The 20609-nt window shown below is 66.4% G+C and carries 12 protein-coding genes and 2 pseudogenes; 4 read left to right on the plus strand and 10 right to left on the minus strand.

Annotated features, from left to right (window positions below; genetic code table 11):
* The first annotated feature begins 315 nt into the window (after positions 1-315).
* Positions 316-834, plus strand: coding sequence for a DUF1569 domain-containing protein (locus tag AC1D0P_RS07195; RefSeq protein WP_477676096.1), 519 nt, complete (start codon positions 316-318; stop codon positions 832-834).
* Between the two features lie 19 nt (positions 835-853).
* On the opposite strand, the gene AC1D0P_RS07200 is transcribed toward AC1D0P_RS07195, so the two are convergent.
* From AC1D0P_RS07200 to AC1D0P_RS07210, 3 genes are all read right to left on the minus strand, one after another.
* Positions 854-2044 carry a DNA topoisomerase IB gene (locus tag AC1D0P_RS07200; protein WP_477676097.1) on the minus strand — a complete coding sequence of 397 codons (1191 nt, stop codon included), beginning with the start codon at positions 2042-2044 and terminating at the stop codon, positions 854-856.
* A gap of 76 nt (positions 2045-2120) precedes the next feature.
* The gene (locus tag AC1D0P_RS07205; protein ID WP_477676117.1) at positions 2121-3311 is read right to left on the minus strand and encodes a Y-family DNA polymerase; all 1191 of its coding nucleotides are present in this window, start codon (positions 3309-3311) and stop codon (positions 2121-2123) included.
* 187 nt (positions 3312-3498) lie between these two features.
* The gene (locus tag AC1D0P_RS07210) at positions 3499-4791 is read right to left on the minus strand and encodes an MFS family transporter (RefSeq protein ID WP_477676098.1); all 1293 of its coding nucleotides are present in this window, start codon (positions 4789-4791) and stop codon (positions 3499-3501) included.
* 366 nt (positions 4792-5157) lie between these two features.
* Here AC1D0P_RS07210 and AC1D0P_RS07215 point away from each other — a divergent pair, with 366 nt between their 5' ends.
* Positions 5158-6060 carry a c-type cytochrome gene (locus AC1D0P_RS07215; RefSeq protein ID WP_477676118.1) on the plus strand — a complete coding sequence of 301 codons (903 nt, stop codon included), beginning with the start codon at positions 5158-5160 and terminating at the stop codon, positions 6058-6060.
* Between the two features lie 82 nt (positions 6061-6142).
* Positions 6143-6550: a DUF3224 domain-containing protein gene (locus tag AC1D0P_RS07220; protein WP_477676099.1), complete on the plus strand. Its 408-nt coding sequence runs from the start codon at positions 6143-6145 to the stop codon at positions 6548-6550.
* A 59-nt stretch (positions 6551-6609) separates the two neighbouring features.
* On the opposite strand, the pseudogene AC1D0P_RS07225 reads toward AC1D0P_RS07220, so the two are convergent.
* Positions 6610-6759, minus strand: a pseudogene (locus tag AC1D0P_RS07225) (hypothetical protein); the annotation flags it as partial.
* Positions 6760-6965: 206 nt separating this feature from the next.
* Entirely contained in the window at positions 6966-7808 is an 843-nt protein-coding gene (locus tag AC1D0P_RS07230) for a class I SAM-dependent methyltransferase (RefSeq protein ID WP_477676100.1), read from the minus strand.
* Between the two features lie 150 nt (positions 7809-7958).
* On the opposite strand from AC1D0P_RS07230, the gene AC1D0P_RS07235 reads away from it, so the two are divergent.
* Positions 7959-8963, plus strand: coding sequence for an AraC family transcriptional regulator (locus AC1D0P_RS07235; RefSeq protein ID WP_477676101.1), 1005 nt, complete (start codon positions 7959-7961; stop codon positions 8961-8963).
* A gap of 29 nt (positions 8964-8992) precedes the next feature.
* Here the strand turns inward: AC1D0P_RS07235 and AC1D0P_RS07240 are convergent, their stop codons facing one another.
* The 5 genes and pseudogenes from AC1D0P_RS07240 to AC1D0P_RS07260 form a co-directional block, all read right to left on the minus strand.
* Positions 8993-10141, minus strand: a complete 1149-nt coding sequence (locus AC1D0P_RS07240) for an alpha-hydroxy acid oxidase (RefSeq protein ID WP_436153521.1) — start codon at positions 10139-10141, stop codon at positions 8993-8995.
* A gap of 136 nt (positions 10142-10277) precedes the next feature.
* Positions 10278-11621, minus strand: a complete 1344-nt coding sequence (locus tag AC1D0P_RS07245; protein ID WP_477676102.1) for a TPM domain-containing protein — start codon at positions 11619-11621, stop codon at positions 10278-10280.
* A 52-nt stretch (positions 11622-11673) separates the two neighbouring features.
* Positions 11674-14025 carry a transglycosylase domain-containing protein gene (locus tag AC1D0P_RS07250; protein WP_477676103.1) on the minus strand — a complete coding sequence of 784 codons (2352 nt, stop codon included), beginning with the start codon at positions 14023-14025 and terminating at the stop codon, positions 11674-11676.
* Complete coding sequence (locus tag AC1D0P_RS07255) at positions 14022-14720, minus strand: hypothetical protein (protein ID WP_477676104.1); 699 nt, start codon at positions 14718-14720, stop codon at positions 14022-14024. The genes AC1D0P_RS07250 and AC1D0P_RS07255 overlap by 4 nt, the downstream gene beginning before the upstream one ends.
* Positions 14717-20547: pseudogene (locus AC1D0P_RS07260) on the minus strand (alpha-2-macroglobulin family protein). The gene AC1D0P_RS07255 and the pseudogene AC1D0P_RS07260 overlap by 4 nt, the downstream one beginning before the upstream one ends.
* Between the last annotated feature and the right edge of the window lie 62 nt (positions 20548-20609).

A 20609-nucleotide genomic window follows, 5' to 3' on the forward strand; every position in this document is an offset into this window, starting at 1 on the left:
GTCCTGGCTGGGCCGAGGAGCGCAGACGTAGGCGGATCAGGGATCGCGCTTGTCTGAGCGAAGCGAGTTTGCGCGAGACCCCGCCGTAGTCGAGCACCGCAGGTTGCCCGTAGCGAAGCGTAGGGACCCAGACTGCGGGTCGCCTTTCTTTTGGGTACTCTTCTTTGGCGAAGCAAAGAAAAGTGCCTCGCCGCCGGGCGACCCCGGCCAGCAACCCTCAGCAAAGGGCACGCCACCGGAGCTCCGGCAGGACTCAAAAAAGGTTTGTCGCCTGGGGAACAAGCAGTCGCCCCGTCGACTGCTAGGATTCCGGTAATGAACCGCCGCCACTTCCTAGCCGCCACCACGATGACCTTGACCGGAGACTTCGCAATGGCCGACCTCCCCAAAGTAGCTTCGCTGGACGACGCCCTGCGCTGGCTGGACACGCTGGACAAAGCAGCCAGCGTCAAAACCACGGGTCAGTGGCCCATGGTTTCGGTGCTGGAGCACATGGCGCAAAGCGTGGAGATGAGCCTGGACGGTTTCCCGCAGCCCAAAAGCGCTTTCTTCCAGAACACGGCCGGCGCGGCGGCCTTTGCTTTTTTCAAGTGGCGCGGGCAGATGAGCCACAGCCTCAGCGAGCCGATTCCCGGCGCGGCGGCCCTGCATCGCGAAGGCGACTGGAGGCCCGCCTCCACGCGGCTGCGCGCCGCCATCGAACGTTTCACACGCCACCAGGGACCGCTCAAGCCGCACTTTGCCTACGGCGCGCTCGACAAGGCTGATTTTTCGCGGGCCCATGCCTTCCACATCGCCAACCACCAGGATGAGATCGTTGTAGTGGCGCGCTAGCTTAATAGCCGCGTCTTCTTCAAGGGGCGGGACTGCCGTTTCGCGCGCCGCGTTTCTTCTTTGCCTGGTTTTTCTGCCGGCTCTCGAGCAAAGCCAGCAGCCGGTGCTCGGCGGCGTAGAGGCGGCGAATTTTTTTACCGGATTCAAGCTTGGGCCACAGTTCCGCCATGGCCTGTGCGTCTTGCGCCAGTTGGCCGCCCAGCTCCAGCACGGCCGGGTGGATATACGATTTTTTGCAGACCGCCGGCGTGTTACCCAGAAGCCGCGCCACTTCCTGCAGAACCACTTTTGCGTTGAAACCGCCTTTGGCCGCCGCATCACTATTCGTGCCGTTTGCGCCGCAGGCCAGGCGCGTAAGTTCCAGCGCCTGCACCGTGCCATGCCAGGTGCGGAAGTCCTTCGCGGTGAAACGCTCGCCGTCCGTTTTCCCGCGGCCTTGCGCGATCTCGGCCAGGTAGTCGTTGACATCGCCTGAGCCCACCGCGCGAAGCTTGCCGTCCTCATCTTCATACTGGAACAGCAGCTGCCCCGGCAGTTGCTGGCAACGCCGCACCACGGCCGCCACCTTGGGGTCGTCCACCTTGAGGTCCTGCATCACGCCGCTTTTTCCGCGAAAGCGCAGCAGCAGGGTCTTGCCGCGCACGCCGGCATGCGGGTTGCGCAGCGTGGTCAGGCCGTAGGAGCCGTTGTCGCGCGCGTACTCGTCGTTGCCCACGCGCACAAAGGTGGTGTCCAGCAGGCGCACCAGCGTCGCCAGCACCAGGCTTCGGCTCACGGGCGCATTGCGGCGCGGCGCCAGGTCGCGCGCCACCCGGGCGCGTATGCGCGGCAAGGCCTTGCCGAAGGCCAGCAGCCTTTCGAACTTGCTGTCGCCGCGCAAGGCCTGCCAGTCGGCGTGGTAGCGGTACTGCTTGCGGCCGCGCGCGTCATAGCCGGTGGCCTGCAGGTGGCCGTTGGGCCGGGGGCAGATCCAGACCCGCGTGTAGGCCGGTGGGATCGCCAGCTTGTGGATGCGGCGGATTTCTTCCGGGTCCTGGATCCATCGGCCGGCGGCGTCGCGGTAGCGGAAACCGCTGCCGCGTTTGACGCGGGTGAGGCCGGGCATGTCATCGCTGACATACACCAGGCCCGAGCCTTTGAGTTCGGGCGCCGCAGCGGCTTTCGCAGCGGGTGGGCTGGCGGAAGGAGAGGGTGTTGGGCCGCGGGGCATAGGCCTGCATTGTGCGAAGCGCCGCGAGGCCCGGGCTGTAGGACCCAGCCGCTTTGCGCGGCGGGCCGGAAGCGGCTTAGAACAGCTGGTCGGTGGTGTTCGCTTCGGCACCTTCAGAGGCGTTCGCAGGCTTTTTCTCGTCGGGCAGCGGCACCTCGTCGGCGCGCGCCAGGGTGGCCGCGCGCACGCCCAGCAGGCGCAGCTTTTTCTCGAGCGGGACGCGCTTGAGGCACTGGCCCGCCAGGCGGCGAATGGTGGCGCCGTCGTCGGTGTAGCTGTCAGCGGTCTGGTCGCGCGTGGCGATCTTGAAGTCGTCGTAGCGCAGCTTGATGCCTATGGTCTTGGCCACATAGCCTTTGCGCCGCAGGTCTTCGCCCAGCCGCACGCACAGGTCGGTGAAGATGGCGCCCAGTTCGGCCTTGTTGCGCACCGCGTGCAGGTCGCGGTCGAAGGTGGTTTCGCGGCTCATGCTGACCGGTTCGCTCTCGGTCACCACCGGCCTGTCGTCGCGGCCCCAGGCGGCCTCGTGCATCCAGGCGCCGGTGGCCTTGCCGAAGTTGTCCACCAGCCAGCCCGGATCCTGCGCGGCCAGTTCGCCGATCGTGTGCACATGCAGCTTTGCGAGTTTTTCACCGGCCTTGGGGCCTATGCCGTTGATCTTGCGTACATGCAGCGGCCAGATCTTTTCCTGCAGGTCGGATTCGTAAACGATGGAAATCCCGTTGGGCTKGTTGAACTCGCTGGCCATCTTGGCCAGCAGCTTGTTGGGCGCCACGCCGACCGAGCAGGTCAGGCCGGTCTTTTCAAAGATCGCTTTCTGGATCAGTCGCGCCAGCACGCGCCCGCCCTCGCGCTGGCCGCCCGGCACGTCGGTGAAGTCGATGTAGACCTCGTCCACGCCGCGGTCCTGCATCAGTGGCGCGATGTCGGTGATGGTGCTCTTGAAGAGCTGCGAGTACTTGCGGATTTCCGAGAAATCCACCGGCAGCACGATGGCCTGCGGGCACAGCTTGGCCGCCTTCATCATGCCCATGGCCGAGCCCACGCCGAACTGCCGCGCCGCATAGGTGGCCGTGGTGATCACGCCGCGGCCGACATAGTCTTTGAGCAGTGGGAAACTTTCGACCGGGATGAAGCGCAGCGCGCGCTCGCCCTGCGCGGCCCGCAATTCCTCGTCGACCTTGCGCCAGCCGCCGCCTATGACCACCGGCAGGCCCTTGAGCTGCGGGTAGCGCAACAACTCGACGGACGCGAAAAACGCGTCCATGTCGAGGTGGGCAATGCGGCGGATCTTGGATGCGGGGGAAGGGGACGGGGCGCTCACCCGGCAAGCATAGCAATTCGCAACAACCTGGGCGCGGCCGTTCCGACACGATTTGGCCCTATTTGGCCCACATTGATCCCAGGCTCCGGGATCGGCCAAAAGAGCTTCACCGCGCAGGGTGACAAGTCGCTCAGTGGTCGTGGTGCAGGTAGCGCGCCTCGCGCGGCAGGCGGAAGGCCACAAGGAAGGCCAGCACCATCATGCCGGTCACGTACCAGTAAAACACCGTTTCATGGCCCAGCGATTTGAGGCCCAGCGCCACATACTCGGCCGAGCCGCCGAAGAGGGCGTTGGCCACCGCGTAGGCCAGGCCCACGCCCAGCGCGCGCACCTCGGGGGGAAACATCTCGGCCTTGACCAGGCCGCTGATGGAGGTGTAAAAACTCACGATGGCCAGCGCCAGGATGATCAGCAAAAAGGCGATGAAGGGACTGTTCACGCTCTGCAGCGCCGTCAGGATGGGAACGGTGCACAGCGCACCCAGCGCGCCGAACCACAACATGGAGGCGCGCCGGCCAATGCGGTCCGACAGCATGCCGAACAGCGGCTGCATCAGCATGTAGACAAACAGCGCGCCCGTCATCACCGCGCTGGCGGTTTTCACCGACATGTCGGCCGAGTTGACCAGGTACTTCTGCATATAGGTGGTGAAGGTGTAGAAAATCAGCGAGCCGCCGGCCGTGTAGCCCAGCACCGTGAAGAAGGCCGCCTTGTGATTTTTGAACAGGCCCGCCAGGCTGCCGGCCTCCTTGCTGGCGCGGGACTGGGCGCTGGAGGTTTCCTCCAGCGAGCGGCGCAGGTAGAGCGCGATCACCGCGGCCATGGCGCCTATCACGAAGGGAATGCGCCAGCCCCAGGCGCGCAGCTCGTCCTCGCTCAGCAGGAACTGCAAAACCACCACCACCAGCACGGCCAGCAGCTGGCCGCCGATCAGCGTCACGTACTGGAAGGACGAGAAAAAACCGCGCTGGCCTTTGAGCGCAACCTCGCTCATATAGGTGGCCGTGGTGCCGTATTCACCGCCCACCGACAGGCCCTGGAACAGCCGCGCCAGCAGCAGCAGCGCCGGCGCCAGCGCGCCTATGCTGGCATAGGTCGGCATGCAGGCGATGGCCAGCGAGCCGGCGCACATCATGGTCACCGAGATCACCATCGAGGTCTTTCGCCCGCGTTTGTCGGCGATACGGCCGAACAGCCAGCCGCCGATCGGCCGCATCAAAAAGCCCGCGRCGAACACGCCGGCCGTGTTCAGCAGCTGCGTGGTCGGGTCGCTCGAGGGGAAGAAAGCCGGTGCGAAATAAATCGCGCAAAACGCGTAGACATAAAAGTCGAACCATTCGACCAGGTTGCCGGACGAGGCGCCGACGATGGCAAAGATGCGCTTGCGGCGCTCTTCAGCGCTGTAGGGATGGGGAGTGGTCATGAAGTCTGCCTTGTGTTTTGCAAAGGTGCACCGGCAACGCCGGTCGGCTTGTGAGGCTGCGGGCGCGCAGCCGTGCCGATGTGGGCTCTGGGGTTTTCAGGCCCCCGGCTGTTCAGGCCTCCGGCCTTGAAGGCTCCGCCTCGCGCTGAAAACACCGGCCTGGGCGAACGATCCGTGCACTGGAATGCTTAGTTGGGTAAGGGTTTTCCATTATGCCCATGGGGCTTTCGGCGCGCTCCCAGGCAAATATTTCCCCTGCTAATTACTTAGAGGACTTCTAGAATCCCGCCTTTGCCCAAAAATAGCGCAAGCCTGCCCGTGAAGCGACCCAGCCTGCACCCCACCACAAGACGAGGAAAAGACGCGATGAAGCGATGGATCAAATGGACCGCCGGTGTGGTGGGTGTCATCGTGCTGCTGCTTGGCGGCACGGCCGTGGTCGGAAGCCAGATGGCCGAAAGCAAAAGCCAGCGGCAGGTCAAGGTCAGCGTGCAGCCGGTGGCCATCCCCGCCACCGCCCAGGCGTTGGAGCGCGGCGCCTACCTGTACAACTCGCGCGGCTGCGCCGACTGCCACGGCGCCGGCGGCGCGGGCCGGGAATTCATGAACGACGGCAAGGGCATGCGCCTGGCCGGCCCCAACATCACGCCCGGCGAGGGCAATGTGGTGGCGCGCTACACGCCCGAGGACTGGGTGCGCACCCTGCGCCACGGCGTCAAGCCCGACGCCCGCCCGGTTTTCGTGATGCCCAGCGAAGACTACAACCGCCTGACCGACGAGGACCTGGGCGCGCTGGTCGCCTACGTCAAGGCTCTGCCTCCGAAACTCGGCGCCGCCGCCGTGCTGGACCTGCCCCTGCCGGTCAGGGTGCTTTACGCCTTTGATGCCATCAAGGACGCCGCGCAAAAAATCGACCACACCCTGCCACCCGCCAAACCGATTGCCGAAGGCGTGACCGCCGCGCATGGTGCCTATGTTGCCAATATGTGCATAGGCTGCCACGGCGCGACCTTGGCCGGCGGCAAGATTCCCGGTGGTCCGCCCGACTGGGCGCCCGCCGCCAACCTGACACCCGGCGACGGCAGCGCCATGCCGCGCTACAAGGACGCGGGCGTCTTTGTCGCCATGCTGCGCAGTGGCAAGCGCCCCGACGGCACGCCCATCACCGTGATGCCTTTTGAATCGCTGCGCGCGCTCAACGACGTCGACGCGCAGGCGCTGTATGCGTATCTGCAGACGGTGCCGGCCAGGCCGTTCGGGCAGCGGTAAGCACGCGTAAACGGCCGCCGGAGGCCGTCGCGCTCTGGCATCATGGCCGGCTTGCCAATCCCTCTTATCGAAAGTCAACGCCATGCCCTCCCATGCCACCGGAAGTTTTGAAGTCAATCTTGTGCCGCAATCGCTGGCGAATGCCGATGCCGGCCCGCTGATGGGGCGGCTGTCCATCAACAAGACTTTCAGCGGCGACCTGCAGGCCACCAGCAAAGGCGAGATGCTGAGCGCCGGCACCGCCGTCAAAGGCTCGGCCGGTTATGTCGCGATGGAGCGCGTGACCGGCACGCTGCACGGCAAAAGCGGCAGCTTTGTGCTTCAGCACAGCGGCACCATGAACCGCGGCGCGCCGCATTTAAGCGTCAGCGTGGTGCCCGATTCAGGGACCGATGAACTCACAGGCCTGAGCGGCACGCTGAGCATCCAGATTGCCGACGGAAAGCATTCGTATGCGATGGAGTATGAGATTGCCCCCTTACCCGCCTGATACAGCCCAAGCCGCGCCTCGCAAAGCACCGAATCGCAATACTCCCGCATCTCGACAATCCTGCCGCCTGAAAACCGGTAGATGAGGCAGTACTCGTTGTCGCAGGTTTCCCCCGCCATGGTCGTCATGGCGCCGCGCGCCTCCACGATGACATGGTCTCCGTCCGCGAAGATGTGCAGCGGAATGGTCCGCGAGCCTTGTTTGACCAAGCTGCGGACATAGCCATAGGTCGCGCATCACGGCCTCCTTGCCCGTGAAGCTGCGGGACCAACTGTACTGTCCCGTGACGCGCATGACGACGTCGTCGGCAAGGGTGGCTGCGAAGAGCGCACCCTTGCCGGTTTCGAGCTCGGCAAAGATCGCTTGCACCAATTGCTTGTTGGCCTCGGCCGAGATGTTGTTTCCTCTAGGCTCATCAGGCCACGGTGATCACGGTTTCGGCGTACTCGCTGGGCACAACCAGGCCACGGCCCTTGCCGACGTCGAGTTCATTGAGCAATGCCAGGATGTCGCGCTCCAGCGCCGCCTGTTTGCCCGCATCCAGTGCGCCGAAGGCCTTGTGGGTTGGGCCGTAGAAGTCGCGGAACACCTGCACAAAATGCGCGGCCGAGCGGTAGCGGAACGAGAACATCTTGCGCTCGACCTGGATGTTGCTGGCACGCGGGCCGAACAGCGAGACCAGGTGCGCCTCGGTGCCCCAGAGCGCCGGCGAGCGAACACCCGCGGGCGGTGCCACATGGGTGCCGATGATCTTGAACAGTCGGCCGATGAAGCCGTCGGGCGTCCAGTTGGCCATGCCGATGCGGCCGCCCGGGCGCACCACGCGCAGCATCTCGCGCGCGGCGCTGGCATGGTCGGGCGCGAACATCACGCCGAAGGTCGACAGCGCGACGTCGAAGCTGCCGGCCTCGTAGGGCAGGGCTTCCGCGTCGGCGACCTCGAAGCGCACGGCCAGGCCTTCGGCGGCGGCGCGGGCTCGGCCCTTGTCCAGCAGGGCCTGGACATAGTCGGTCGAGGTCACCTCGGCAAAACGCCGCGCCGCGGCCAGCGTGGCGTTACCATTGCCTGCCGCGACGTCCAGCACTCGTTCGCCGGCGCGCACGTCGACCGCTTCGGCGAGCGTCTCTCCCACGATTTGCAGCGTGGTGCCTACGATGGTGTAGTCGCCGCTGGCCCAGGTGGCTTGCTGGCGCTGCTTGATCGCGGCATAGTCCGGTGCGGCGGCCGGTTTTTCGGGGGTGGCGGTGATGGATGTCATGTTGGATACCTTTGGAGGGGATGGATGCCGGCATAGGGCTTGCCGGTGTGTCCATGGTCGAGGCCGGCCCCGTTTGGCGCTTGACCCGACGTCGCCACGGCTTGACCGAAAGTCCGCCATTGAATCCGCCATTGCGGCGATACCAGCGCCATGAGCGCGCTCGACCCCCTCTCCGACGTGCTGCGCAGCGTGCGGCTACGCGGCTCCGTCTTCTTTCACGTCAGCTGCCGCGACCAGTGGTCGGCGCAGGCGCCGCATTCGAGTGAAATGGCGCCGGTGCTGATGCCGGGCGCCGAGCATGTCAYCGAGTACCACCTGTTCCTCAAGGGCGAGGGCTGGGTGGCGGTCGACGGCGAGCCGCCGCTGCGCATGCGCGAGGGCGACATCGTGATGCTGCCGCATGGCGACGCGCATGTGGTGTCCAGCGCGCCCGGCCTGGCGCCGGCCGAGCAGGACGACTGGCTGTTCAGGATGCGCGACGACCCCAAGCCCATCCCCATCACCTACCGCGGCGGCATGTTCGAGGCCGGCCTGGGCCTGCCGCTGGAGGACGCCAGCACCGTCATCCYGTGCGGTTTCATCGCCTGCGACCTCAAGCCTTTCAACCCGCTCATCAACGCCTTGCCAAGGCTGCTTCACCTGCCCGCCGAGGGCGTAGGCGCCTGGGTGGCGCCCATGCTGGAACAGGCGGTATCCGAATCCGTCAACCGACGCCCGGGCGGCGCGGCGCTGCTGCAGCGGGTCAGCGAGATGGTGTTTGTCGACGGCGCGCGGCGCTACCTGGATTCGCTGCCGGAGCAAGCCCGGGGCTGGCTGGGCGCGCTGCGCGACCGCCAGGTCGGCCGCGCCATCACGCTGATGCACGGCGACCCGGCCCAGCCCTGGACGCTGGAGGAACTGGGCAGCCGTGTGGGGCTGTCCCGCTCGGCCCTGCACGAACGCTTCGTCACGCTGACGGGCATGGCACCCATGCAGTACCTGACCAGCTGGCGCATGCAGTGCGGCGCCCGCCTGCTGCGCGAAGGCCGCCTGAGCGCGGCGGCGATCGCGCTGGAAGTCGGCTATGACTCGGAGGCGGCGTTTTCACGCGCCTTCAAACGCGCGACGGGGCAGCCGCCGGGGGCCTGGCGGCGGGGGCAGTTGCAGCCGGGGTGAAGCGGCAGTCCGCCGAGGCCAGCCACGCCTCAGTAAGTACCCGGCACAAAGATGCTGGTGTCTACCGCCTTGATGTCCGTGCGCCCGCAAAAAGCCATGGTCAGGTCCAGCTCTTTGTGGATGATCTGCAGCGCCTTGGTCACGCCTTCTTCACCCATGGCGCCCAGGCCGTAGAGGAAGGCGCGGCCTATGTAGGTGCCCTTGGCGCCCAGGGCGACGGCCTTGAGCGCGTCCTGGCCGGAGCGTATGCCGCCATCCATGTGCACCTCGATCTGGTTGCCGACGGCGGCGACGATCTCGGGCAGGCAGGAGATGGAGGACATGGCGCCGTCGAGCTGGCGGCCGCCGTGGTTGGAGACGATCAGCGCGTCGGCGCCTGAATTGACGGCGAGCTTCGCGTCCTCGACGTCCTGGATGCCCTTGAGGATCAGCTTGCCGCCCCAGCGTTTCTTGATCCATTCCACGTCGCCCCAGTTGAGCGCGGGGTCGAACTGCTTGGCCGTCCACTCCGAAAGCGAACCCATGTTTTCCACGCCCTTGACGTGGCCCACGATGTTGCCGAAGCCGTGGCGTTTCGTGCCCAGCATGCCCAGGCCCCAGCGAGGTTTGGTCATGAGGTTGAGGATGGTGGAGAGCGTGGGCTTGGGTGGGGCGCTCAGGCCGTTCTTCAAATCCTTGTGGCGCTGGCCGAGGATCTGCAAATCCAGCGTGAGCACCAGCGCCGAGCAGTTGGCCGCCTTGGCGCGGTCTATCAGGCTTTCGATAAAGGCGCGGTCCTTCATCACGTAAAGCTGGAACCAGAAGGGATGGCGGTCCGTGCCTGCCGCGACGTCTTCGATGGAGCAGATGCTCATGGTCGACAGCGTGAAGGGGATGCCGAATTTTTTGGCGGCGCGGGCGCCCAGGATTTCGCCGTCGGCGTGCTGCATGCCCGTCAGGCCCGTGGGCGCGATGGCGACCGGCATGGCAACCGGCTGGCCGATCATGGTGGTCGCCGTGCTGCGGTTTTCCATGTTGACGGCGACGCGCTGGCGCAGCTTGATCTTCTGGAAGTCGCTTTCGTTGGCGCGGTAGGTGCTTTCGGTCCACGAGCCGGAATCGGCGTAGTCGTAAAACATGCGGGGCACCCGCTTTTTGGCCAGGACGCGCAGGTCCTCAATATTGGTGATCACGGGCACGGCGATAGTCTCCTCAGTTGCCCAATGCTAAGGGTTTGGGCCGCCAGCCGATTGAATAAATTTTGGCGGGCCTCAAATTATTTCAATACGGGGCGCCGGCCCCGGCCAGGGCCGTTCTCTTACCAGCTCACCAGTTTTACCAGCTGCCGGAGGCGCCGCCGCCGCTGCTGGAGCCGCCCGACGAACTGCGGCTGCTGGAACTCGAGCTGGAGCTGGAACTGCTGCTCGATGAGCTGCCGCCCCCGCTGCTGGTGCTGACGCTGCCAGGGAAGAAACCAAACAGCAGGGCCAGCCCGGCCGCAACCCCGGTGGGCAGCCAGGATTCCCAGTCAAGAAAGAGCAAGTCCGGCTGATTCTGGAAGGCCACATAGCCCACAATGCCGGCCACCACGGCGCAGCGCACGCCAAACTCCAGCAAGCTGCGCTTCCAGGCCATGTAAGCACCCGCGCCGACCAGGCCCAGCAGCAGGCAGCCGATGGCGCCCCCCGCGGCATAGAGCAGGCCCAGCCCGAAGGTCTTGGCGCCCACCACAAAGGCAGTGCCGACCATCAGGCACACCACCAGCGCAAAACCACCGGTAATCCTGCGCACCGTGCGGGAGCGGCCGCAGCCGAAACCCAGCGCGAACGCCAGCGGCACCGGGAAAGTGAGCAGGATGGCCGCGATGCCGGGACTCTTCAGGGCAAGCGCCGCCACCAGGGGCATCGCGGCGAGCACGCCGACCGTCAGCTGCCACTTCCAGCGGTAGAGCGCGCGGGCCACACCCACGGCGAAACCCCACAGCAGTGACGCAAAAAACGCCCAGCCAAAATGCGTGACGCCACCGGGACTCGCGTCTGGGGGCTCAATGTCGCCTCGCAGCAGCGCCCCGATGTGGCTGATGGCCGCTTCCAGTCCGCCGCCGTAGTCGTTGCGCTTAAAGCGCGGCTTCATGTCCTGGTCGATGATGCGGCCCGCCAGCACGTCTGGCACGGTGCCCTCGAGGCCTTGGCCCACTTCGATGCGCATGCGCCTGTCCTCCAGCGCCACCAGAATCAGGATGCCGTCATCGCGCTGGGTGTCGCCGAGTTTCCATTTCTCGAACACGCGCGTGGCGTATTCCTCAATGGAGTCTTCACCCGTGGTCGGCAGCATAAACACGACCACTGCGGCCCGTGTGTCTGCTTCGATCGCCAGGATCTGTTCGTTCAAGGCYGCGATCTGTGCGGTGTTCAGCGTGCCGGTGGTGTCGAGCACGCGCGCGCTGTAAGGCGGCACCTGCACGTGCACCTGCGCGGCGTCGGCGGGTGCGGCTACCTGCGCAGCATCGGCCTGTGCGGCATCGACCGGTGCGGCGATCTGCGCGGCACGGGCCGGCGCCGCCAGGGCAGGACCGGCCGCCAGCACACACAGCGCCACCCACAGCACAGCCAGGGCCCGGGAGAGGCGCCGTGTGCCGGGTGAAGAAGGGAACGGCAGGGCGGGTTGGGGATCAGGCATGGCGGGCGCGGTGGTCTCGATGATGTCGATGGTGCCGGATAGGGGGTGAAGGTCAGCGTGCCGCAGCTGTGCCGCCGCGCGCGCTGGCTTCGCGCACACCAGCGCCGCGCACTTCGAACTTGATCTCGTCGGCGACCTTGCCGCCGGCATCGACCAGTTGCACCACATGCCGGCCCGGCCAGGGCAGCCACTGGGCCTGCGGCCCGCGCGCGAACTCCTTGCCGTCCATCAGCCAGCGTGTGCCGCGGCCTTCGGCGCTGAAGCTGATGCGCTGGTGTTTGGGCGGGATGTCCGGGTCCAGCGCGATGATGGTGCCCGAGGCCGGCGCGGTGATGCGCGGCGGGGCGTCGGGCTCGGTCGCGGCTTTTTTGGCGGACCTTGAGGCTTTGCTGGGGCGGGCATCGCCGGCCGCCGAATTCGAGGCGAACACCGCTTGCTCGGTGCCCTGGATAAACCACTCGCTGCGCGCCGCCTCCAGCGGCGTGCCGCCCTGGGGGCTGAACTGCGTGCGGCTTTGCACCAGGCCGGCGGGCGGTGCCGGCGCGCGGCTGCGCTCGGTTTTATGCAGGTAATTCATGAGCGCCGCCCAGATGGGCGCCGCGCCGCTGGTGCCGCTCACGTCCCACATGGGCGCGCCGCTGGCGTTGCCCACCCACACGCCCACGGTGTAGCGCTGCGAGAAACCCATGGCCCAGTTGTCACGCATGTCCTTGCTGGTGCCGGTTTTGACGGCCGTCCAGAAGCGCGTGGCCAGGATGCTGTCGGTGCCGAAGGTGCGCGCGCGCGCCAGCGGGTCGGCGATGATGTCGGTCGCGATAAAGGCGGCGCGTGGGTCCAGTGCCGGCCTGAACACCGGCTTGGGGTTCTTCGCGAGCGAGGGCGCGCTGTAGCGCCCGCCGTTGGCCAGCGTGCGGTAGGCGTTGGTCAATGCCAGCAGCGAGACCTCGCTGCTGCCCAGCGCCAGGCTGTAGCCGTAGTAGTCGCCCGATTCCTTGAGCGGCAGGCCTACGGCCTTGAGCTGCTTCTGGAAGGCGTCTGGCGAGACCATGACCAGGGTGCGCACGGCCGGCACGTTGAGCGAGGCGCCCAGCGCGGTGCGCGCCGACACCAGGCCCTTGAACTGCCGGTCGTAGTTCTGCGGGATGTAGAGGCCGCCGGCCGTCTGGATCTGCGAGGACGAGTCCTCCAGCAGCGAGGCCGCGGTGATGCGCCGCTCGGCCATCGCCTGCGCGTACAAAAATGGCTTGAGCGTGGAGCCCGGCTGGCGCAAGGCCGTCACGCCGTCGACCTCGGCCGCGTCGCTCAGTTCACCTGAGGAACCGACCCAGGCCAGCACCTCGCCGGTGGCGTTGTCCAGCACCACGATGGCACCGTCCTCGACGTGGCGGCCGCGCAGTTCGCGCAGCTGCTGGGTCAGGGTTTGCACGGCAAAGCGTTGCAGCGGGGCGCGCAGGGTGGAGCGGACAGTCTGGCTCCTGGAATTCGGGGCGCCCTCAACCCCGCCCTCTGCCGGGGGGAGTGGGAGCAAGGCGGATTCGCCGCGTTCAAGGCTGTTGCCTCCCGTCCCTTTGGGAGCGGTTTGGGCTGAGGCCGCGCGAAGCGCCAGCAGCCTGCGCGCCAGGTGCGGCGCCACCCCTTCACTCGCATCAAAGGCTTTTCGCTGCAACGCGGCCGCGGCAAACAGATCCAGCCCCTCGCAATCCACTTTCGCCGGCGCCTGCATGATCTTCAAGACGCCGCAAGCCCGCTGCGAGACCTGCACGGCCTTGGCATTGGGCGCGCGCACCAACGCGGCCGCGATCGCCGCCTCACGCTCATCCAGCCCGTGCGCGGCTTTGCCGAACAGCGTGCGGCTCAGCGCGTCTATGCCCACCATCTCGCCGCGAAAAGGCACGAGGTTCAGGTAGGCCTCCAGGATCTGGTCCTTGCGCCAGCGCGCCTCCAGGATCCGGGCCGACACCGTCTGCCCGACTTTCTGTGTGAGGCTGCGCCCGCCCGCGCCGGCACGCCAGTCTTCGTCCATCAGCCCGGCCAGCTGCATGCTGATGGTGGAGGCGCCGCGCGTCTTGGTGTTCCACAAATTGCCCCAGGCCGCGCTGGAGACCGCGCGCCAGTCGACACCGCTGTGCTCGTAAAAACGCTTGTCCTCGCTGAGCACCAGCGCCGTGCGCAGGGCCGGCGACACATCGGGCAGCGCCACCCACTGGCCGCGCCGCACGGCGCTGTCGGTGCGCAGGCGCTGGAGGACTTCGCCGTTGCGGTCCAGCACGACGGTGTCGGAGGGCTTAAAGTCGCGCTTGACTTCGTCAAAGGTGGCGACGGCATGGGCGGCCGAACTCACGCCACCTGTTAGAAACAAGATCAGTGCCAGGCTGGCGAAGACACGCGTCGGCTTGCGATTCATCGCTTGGTGCAAAGTTTCAGGTTGGTCCGGGTGGCCCGCACCACCGGCAGGTACATGTCGGCATCGGTCGGCGGGTAGTTTCCTTTGATTTCCTCATCGGACAGCGCGGCATCCGGGGCCAGACCCTGCAAGGTCCGGATGCAGCCGGCGCGGTCACCCAGTTTGAACTGCGTCAGGGCGAGGTCGTTCAATATCCATCCCGATTCGGTCCAGAAGAGGAACTGTTTGCACTGCGTGGCAACCGGTTCGATCGTGGCCAGGGCGGCACTGTAGTTCTTGGCGACGTATTCTTCCTTGAATTTTTTCCGGGAAGCCCGGATGCTCTTGCTCACGCAAAGCGGCGGAGGCTTGCGGTAAAGCCCTTCAAACCAGGCCCGCATGCCGCAAAAATCCCTGCATGCGTCGGACTCATTGGTCGCGACGTTGACGTTCTGGCCGTCGGCTTTGAAACTGACCTGGCACGCGGATTTTTCCAGCTTTGATTTGCCGTTGGTGATCACGCCATCCAGTTCACAGATGTGGCCGTTGGCGCCTATGGTTTCTATCCTGAACTTCCCGCGGGGCTGAACCTGCAGCGTTCCCCACGCCCCGTCGCTGATCACATATTCACCCTCGGCGGGCGTGCTGAACTGCGCCAAAGCCAGGTTGGCGCCCAGCAGCATGAAGGCGTGAACCGCATAGAAGGCAAGCTTCACTTCGCCGCCTCCACCTTCACCCGCGCATTCGGCGCCTCGCCAAACATCTCGGGCGCATACATGGCTTCCACGCGGCTCGGCGGCAAGGCGAAGTCGCCGACATTGTTCAGGCGCACCGTGTATTCCATCTTTACCACGCCCTTGGGCAGGTATTCGTAGTAGCTGCGGAAGGCTTCGAAGCTGCGCTCTTCAAACGCAGGCCAGCCCGCGCCGGTCTTCTTCTCGCCACCGGTCGCGATTTCGGAATCGCGGCCCAGGCCACCGCCCAGGATGGTCGCGCCGCCGGGCACCGGGTCACTGATCACCACCCAGGTCATGTCGGCGCTGGCGTTGACTTCCAGCGAGATGCGGATCACGTCGCCGCGCGTGTAGATGCCTTTGACGGCCTGCTCCACGGGCGTGATGGTCTTCTTGATCTGGTAGCCGGCGTTGAAAGGCGCCTTCAGCTGCACGGCCGCGATCGACTGCAGCGTGAGCCAGGGCTTGCCTGGCCCCTGGTGCGTCACCGTCAGCGTGTCCTTGGGCGCCGTGCCCCAGGGCAGGAACATGCTGTTGTTGCGCAGGTTGCCTGGCGAGGCGGGTGCACCGAAGAAGGTGGTCTGGTTGGGCGCGCCGGCCGCGTGGGTGGGCTTGACGCGGTCGACCTTGGCCCAGTCCACGCTGGCCGCGGCGGCTGCCAGCGTCGCCTTGGTCACGCCGGCTACCGGCGTGGCTTCAAACCTGGCCGAGAACTTGTCGAGTGCCAGGCCGCCCCAGAGGTTGGCCGTGGTGGTGTGCCAGGCGCCTTTTTGTTGGCGCGCGATAAAGCCGTTGGCCAGTCGGCCCATGTCGTCCTTCCAGGCCGGGTCGTCCATCACGGCCAGCATCAGGCGCGCGGTGTTGACGTCGCCGTTGGTCATCAGCCACCACCAGTAGTCGTCCTTCTCGGTGCTGAAGACCAGCTTGGTGCCCTGGAAGGACAGGCGCGAACGCAGCACCTGGTTGGCTTCGGCGATGCGCTGCTCGCGCTGCGGCACGTCGGCCACGCGCTTGAGGATGTTGAGCCAGTCGATCACCGCGTGGGTGGGCCACTGGTTGGGCGCGATGGTGATGCTGCCCAGCATGCGGCCCTGGGCCTTGCCGTAGCGCGACAGCGCCTCCAGCGCGGCCAGCTTGCGCACGTCCAGGTCCTTGCGCGGGCTCCAGAACTCGCGCTGGATGCGGCCTTCCACAAAGGCGATCAGGCCGCGCTCCATGGGGGCGCGCGCGTCGTCGGGCAGGGCGAAGGCCGGGTTGATGCCCGAGGCCTCATGCGTGGCGGCCAGCAGGTAGGCCGTCAGCGCATCGCTGCCGCGACTCGCTTCGCCGTCGCGCGGCGGGAAGTAGTTGGCAAGGCCGTCGCTGTCGAGGTAGCTGGGCAGCTGCGCCAGCACGGTCTGCCACAGCTTGGCGTCGCGCAGGCCTACCGACTTGCTGGTCTTTTGCTCCAGGCAGATGAAGGGGTACATCGCGAAATAATCACGCACGCCGTCCATGCCTTCGGCCAGCTTGGGCTGCAGCGACATCTTCAGGCCGCCGCGGCCGGGCAGGGCGTCGGCCGGCGGGTTCACGTCCAGCGTGAAGCTGCCGTCGACCTGTACCAGCGTGGCCTGCTGCACCGTCAGCGGCACGGCCGGGATGATGCGCTGGCGCGCCTTGAGGCCGTCGCGCGCGCCGGTGATCGTGTCTTTCGCCTCGATCTCCCACAGGATGGCTTCGGCGCGCGTGAACGCCAGCTGCGCGGGCGCGGTGACCATCCAGGCCACTTCGCGCGCTTCACCGGCGGGAATGTCCACGGTCTGCGGTTTCAAGTCGAGCAGGGTGGCGCGCGGGCTCACTTCGACCTTCATCGCCGCCTTGGTGGTGTTGCGCAGGGTCAGCTGCGCGCGGAACTGGTCGTCCTCGCGCACCAGCGGCGGCAGGCCGCTGATGATCTGCAGGTCTTGCGTGGCGCGGATGGAGGTCTGGCCGGTGCCGAACAGGCCGGTGCCGGCGTCGGCCACCGCGACGATCTTGAAGGTGGTCAGCGCGTCATTGAGCGGCACCGTCACCACGGCCTGGCCCTTGGCGTCCAGCACCACGTTCGGGTTCCACAGCAGCAGGGTGTCGAGCAGTTCGCGCGTGTTGCTGCGCCCGCCGCCGCCGCCGGCCGCCACGGCTTTGCGCCCGTAGTGCCTGCGGCCGATGATTTCCATCTGCGCGGTCGAGGTCTCCACGCCCCAGGAGCGGCGCTGCAGCATCGCGCCCAGCAGATCCCAGCTGTCGTTGGGCATCAGCTCCAGCAGCGCCTGGTCCACCGCGGCCAGCGCCACTTCGGCGTTGGCGGCGGGTTGGCCGTTGGGCAGCTTGGCCGTGATGGTGATCTTGGCCTGGCCGCGCACGGCGTAGCTTTCCTTGTCGGCCTTCACGCTCACATCGAGCTGGTGGGCCTTGGTGCCCACGCGGATTTCGGCCACGCCCAGGCGGAAGGCCGGCTTGCTCAAGTCCACCAGCGCGGTGGGCGCCACGTATTCGCGGCCTTCGTACCAGAAGGAGGTCCACCATTCACGCGGCGCCTTGTAGCCCCAGGTGAAAAAGCTGTACCAGGGCACTTCGCGCAGGCGGCCGCGCAGGGCCAGCACGCTGACGTACACATTCGGGCCCCAGCCATCCTTGATCTGCAGGTTGACGGTAGGGTCCTGGCCGTTGAGCTGCACCACCTGGGTCTCGATGACGCCTTCGCGCTCGATCGCGACGAGCGCCGTGGCGAAGCGGAAGGGCATGCGCACCTGGAACTTGGCCATCTCGCCGGGCTGGTAGCTTTTCTTTTCGGGCAGCACGTCCATGCGGTCATGGTCTTCGCCGCCGAACCAGAGCTCGCCCTGGCGCGTGACGTAGACATTGCTGGCCGCCTGTATGGTGTTGCCGTCCTTGTCTTTCGCGGTCACGATCAGTTCGACCTCGCCCGGCTCGCCGAGCTTGGTTTCGCACAGCAGCAGGCCGCGCGAATCGCTCTTGCCGCTGCAGACGCTGCCGAGGTCTTTGGTCTCGGTCTTGTTGTCGTAGGTGTAGAAGCCGCCCACCATGCGCTTGCGGCTGGTGGTGGTGATGCGCGCCACGGCCCTCACCTCAAGCGATACGTCCGGGGCGACCTTGCCCGCCAGGTCCAGCGCCAGCGCCTGGAACTTGATCTTCTGGCTGGAGGAAACCCAGCCTTCGGTCTTGATGCCCGCTACCACGGCGGCCGGCCAGACGGTGGAGACGCTGCGTATCGTCTGCACCTCGCCGTTGGGGTCGGCGTAGGTGGCTTCCATCAGCAGCTCTTGCGGCTGTCGGTGCGTGGGGATGTCGTTGATGGTGAGCTTGCCCGCGCCGTTGCGGTCCAGCGTCAGCGGCAGCTTGTCGGCGATCACGCGCTGGTCCTGCGAGGAGGTGGCTTCTTCGTCGTCCGACCTGGCGGCCTGGTCGCGGTTGATGCGCGGCGGCATGAAGTTGAATTCTTCGTAATCGCTGTAGCTCAGCGATTTGGCGCGCACCAGCGCCGACACGCGCACCGGCAGGTTGACGGCGCCGCCGCCCGAGACGTAGTTGATCTGCACGTCGGTCGGCACGGACTTCACGTTGATGAGGGCTTTTTTCTCGGACGGGTTGATGCGCCCTTCGAGCACCGGCAGGCGGAATTCCTCGACACGGAACTGACCGCTGGTGAAGCTGCGGGCACGGTTGCCGCGGCCGTTGCCGCTGTCGTTCGGGGCCTTGAGCTGCACTTCATAGACGCCGAGCTTGGCGGCCGGCGGGATGGCGAAGGTGTTCTCGGCGCTCAGGCCGCCGGTGGCCTCGACACCGTTTCGCCGGCGCGCAGCAAGGTGCGGTCGAATATCGTGTGCGCGCGCTCGTCGGGCATGGCGCTGCGGCTGGTGGGCACGTTGAAGCGCCAGGGCTCTATGCCCTTGTGCCAGTCGCTCCAGGTAAAGGCCAGGTCTTCGACGCCGGCAACCGTGCTGCGGGCGCTGACAAAGTAGGCGTCGCGGGAGTCACTGCCCGCGCAGTGCGGCGGGTCGGACGAGAGGCCGGCGAAATTCGCGATGCCCTGCGCGTTGGTCACGGCCTTGGCGACTTCGGTGCCGTTGCAACCCGACACGCGCACCGTGGCGCCCGCCACCGGCATGCCCTTGTCGAGTGTGGTGACCCAGGCCAGCGAGTTCTCGCGGCCCAGCTTGAAATGCACGCCCAGGTTGGTCACCAGGGCCGAGGTGCGCACATACATGGTCCGGCTTGCGCCGTGGCGTTCGTCCAGCAGCGAGGAGCCGAGTTTCTGCGAGGCGATCTCCACCACGTGGAAACCGGGCGCCAGCGGGATGCCGACGACCTCAAAGGGGCGCGGGTCGCCGCCCACGGGCTTGGGCAGGTCCAGCGTCTTCACGCCGGCCTGGCCGCCCAGCAGCGACAGCATGCGCGACTGCACATAGTCCTTGCCCTGCGAATCGAGCGCCTTGGGCAGCGGGCCCTTGACGTCGGCGGCGGCCGCTTTGCGCGGCACTTCGTACTCGTCGTAGCGCTGCACCTTGCGGAACCAGGCAATGATGTCGGCGTCGGTGCGCGGCTGCAGGTCGCTGACCTTGCCGGCCGGGGCGCCCGGCGCCAGTCCCTTGACCTGCAGGGCCGCTTCCACATTGCGCAGCGTCACCGGCAGCAGGGCCGGGTCACCGGGCTTGGTGTTGGGTTCGGCAAAACGTTCGACGATGCCGAAGGGAGATGCGGCGAATTTTGCCAGCGGCGGCATCGCGCCCGTGGCCACCTTCAGCGGAAAGCTGTCGGCATTGCGCAGCGTGCGGCCCGAAGCGTCCTTGAAGTTGCTGGGCAGTTCCAGCGAGAACTGGGCCTGTTCCGGAAAGATGGGCTTGAAGGTCAGGTTGGTGACCACGTTGTCGCCGTCGCTGTTGCCGTCCTCGAAAGAGGGCTTCAGCGTGTCCTTGTCGCCCTTGAGGCGGATGCCTTCGGCCAGCTTGCGCGGCACCGGGGCGTTGAAGTTCAAGGTCATGGGCCGCATCGGCAGGCAGGCCGACTGGGCGTTCTCGCGCTCGCAGGTGAAGGAAGCCGAGAAGGGCTCGCGCACCTGGAAGTTGTAGCGTTTTTCGACCGAATTGGGCACGCCGCTGGGGGTGCTCACGCCCTTGCCGTAGACCAGCTGCACCTTGGTGGCCGGCGTCAGGCGGCGGTTGCAGGCCAGCGTGACATAGCGCAGCGGTTCCCTGGCCGCGGCCTTGTCCTGGCCCTGCGACTTGAGCAGCTCCTCGCGCTCCTTGCCGTCGATCAGCTTGACGGGCACACGCTCGCCCAGGCCTTCGGCCGCGCACCAGACGTTGTCGCGGATGCTTTGCAGCGTGGCCGGGCCGTTGAGCTGCAGCAGGAAATACTGCTCTTCGTCGATGCGCTCATAGGTGCCGGGGCGCAGGTTCTGCACAAACGGGCCGCCGGTGTTGAATTTGTAGGAAGCCGGGCCGGCCACGGGCTGGCTTTTGGGCGACTTGAAGGTGCCGACCACGTTCAGCGAGCAGCTCACGCCCGGCGGCAGGTCGTTCTCGAACTCGAAGGCCCATTCGCGCTCGCTGATCCAGCGGCCCGAGCCCTTGGTGGCCTGCGCGTCGCTGCAACTCAGCGACAGCGGTGCGGGCGCTTTCGGGTCGCCGAAATTGACGGCCCCCTCATCAAACTTGGCGACCACCTGCCGCACCCGCGCGATCTCGCCCTGGGGCGAAAGGCTGATGATTTGCAGGGCATGGGCATGCAGCGATACCGCCGCGATCAGTGCCAGGGCGGCTTTTTTCATTGTTTGGCTCACGGTTTCCTTCTCCTTCGGGAAGCCAGAGCGTAGCTGATTTGTATGTAACA

The sequence above is a fragment of the Polaromonas sp. P1_G2 genome (genome assembly GCF_056405515.1).

Bases quoted from the DNA above. Each gene is read 5' to 3' on its own strand.
- AC1D0P_RS07230 (WP_477676100.1), bottom strand. From the start codon at position 7,808: ATGACATCCATCACCGCCACCCCCGAAAAACCGGCCGCCGCACCGGAC.
- AC1D0P_RS07250 (WP_477676103.1), bottom strand. From the start codon at position 14,025: ATGAATCGCAAGCCGACGCGTGTCTTCGCCAGCCTGGCACTGATCTTG.
- AC1D0P_RS07200 (WP_477676097.1), bottom strand. From the start codon at position 2,044: ATGCCCCGCGGCCCAACACCCTCTCCTTCCGCCAGCCCACCCGCTGCG.
- AC1D0P_RS07195 (WP_477676096.1), top strand. From the start codon at position 316: ATGAACCGCCGCCACTTCCTAGCCGCCACCACGATGACCTTGACCGGA.
- AC1D0P_RS07220 (WP_477676099.1), top strand. From the start codon at position 6,143: ATGCCCTCCCATGCCACCGGAAGTTTTGAAGTCAATCTTGTGCCGCAA.
- AC1D0P_RS07215 (WP_477676118.1), top strand. From the start codon at position 5,158: ATGAAGCGATGGATCAAATGGACCGCCGGTGTGGTGGGTGTCATCGTG.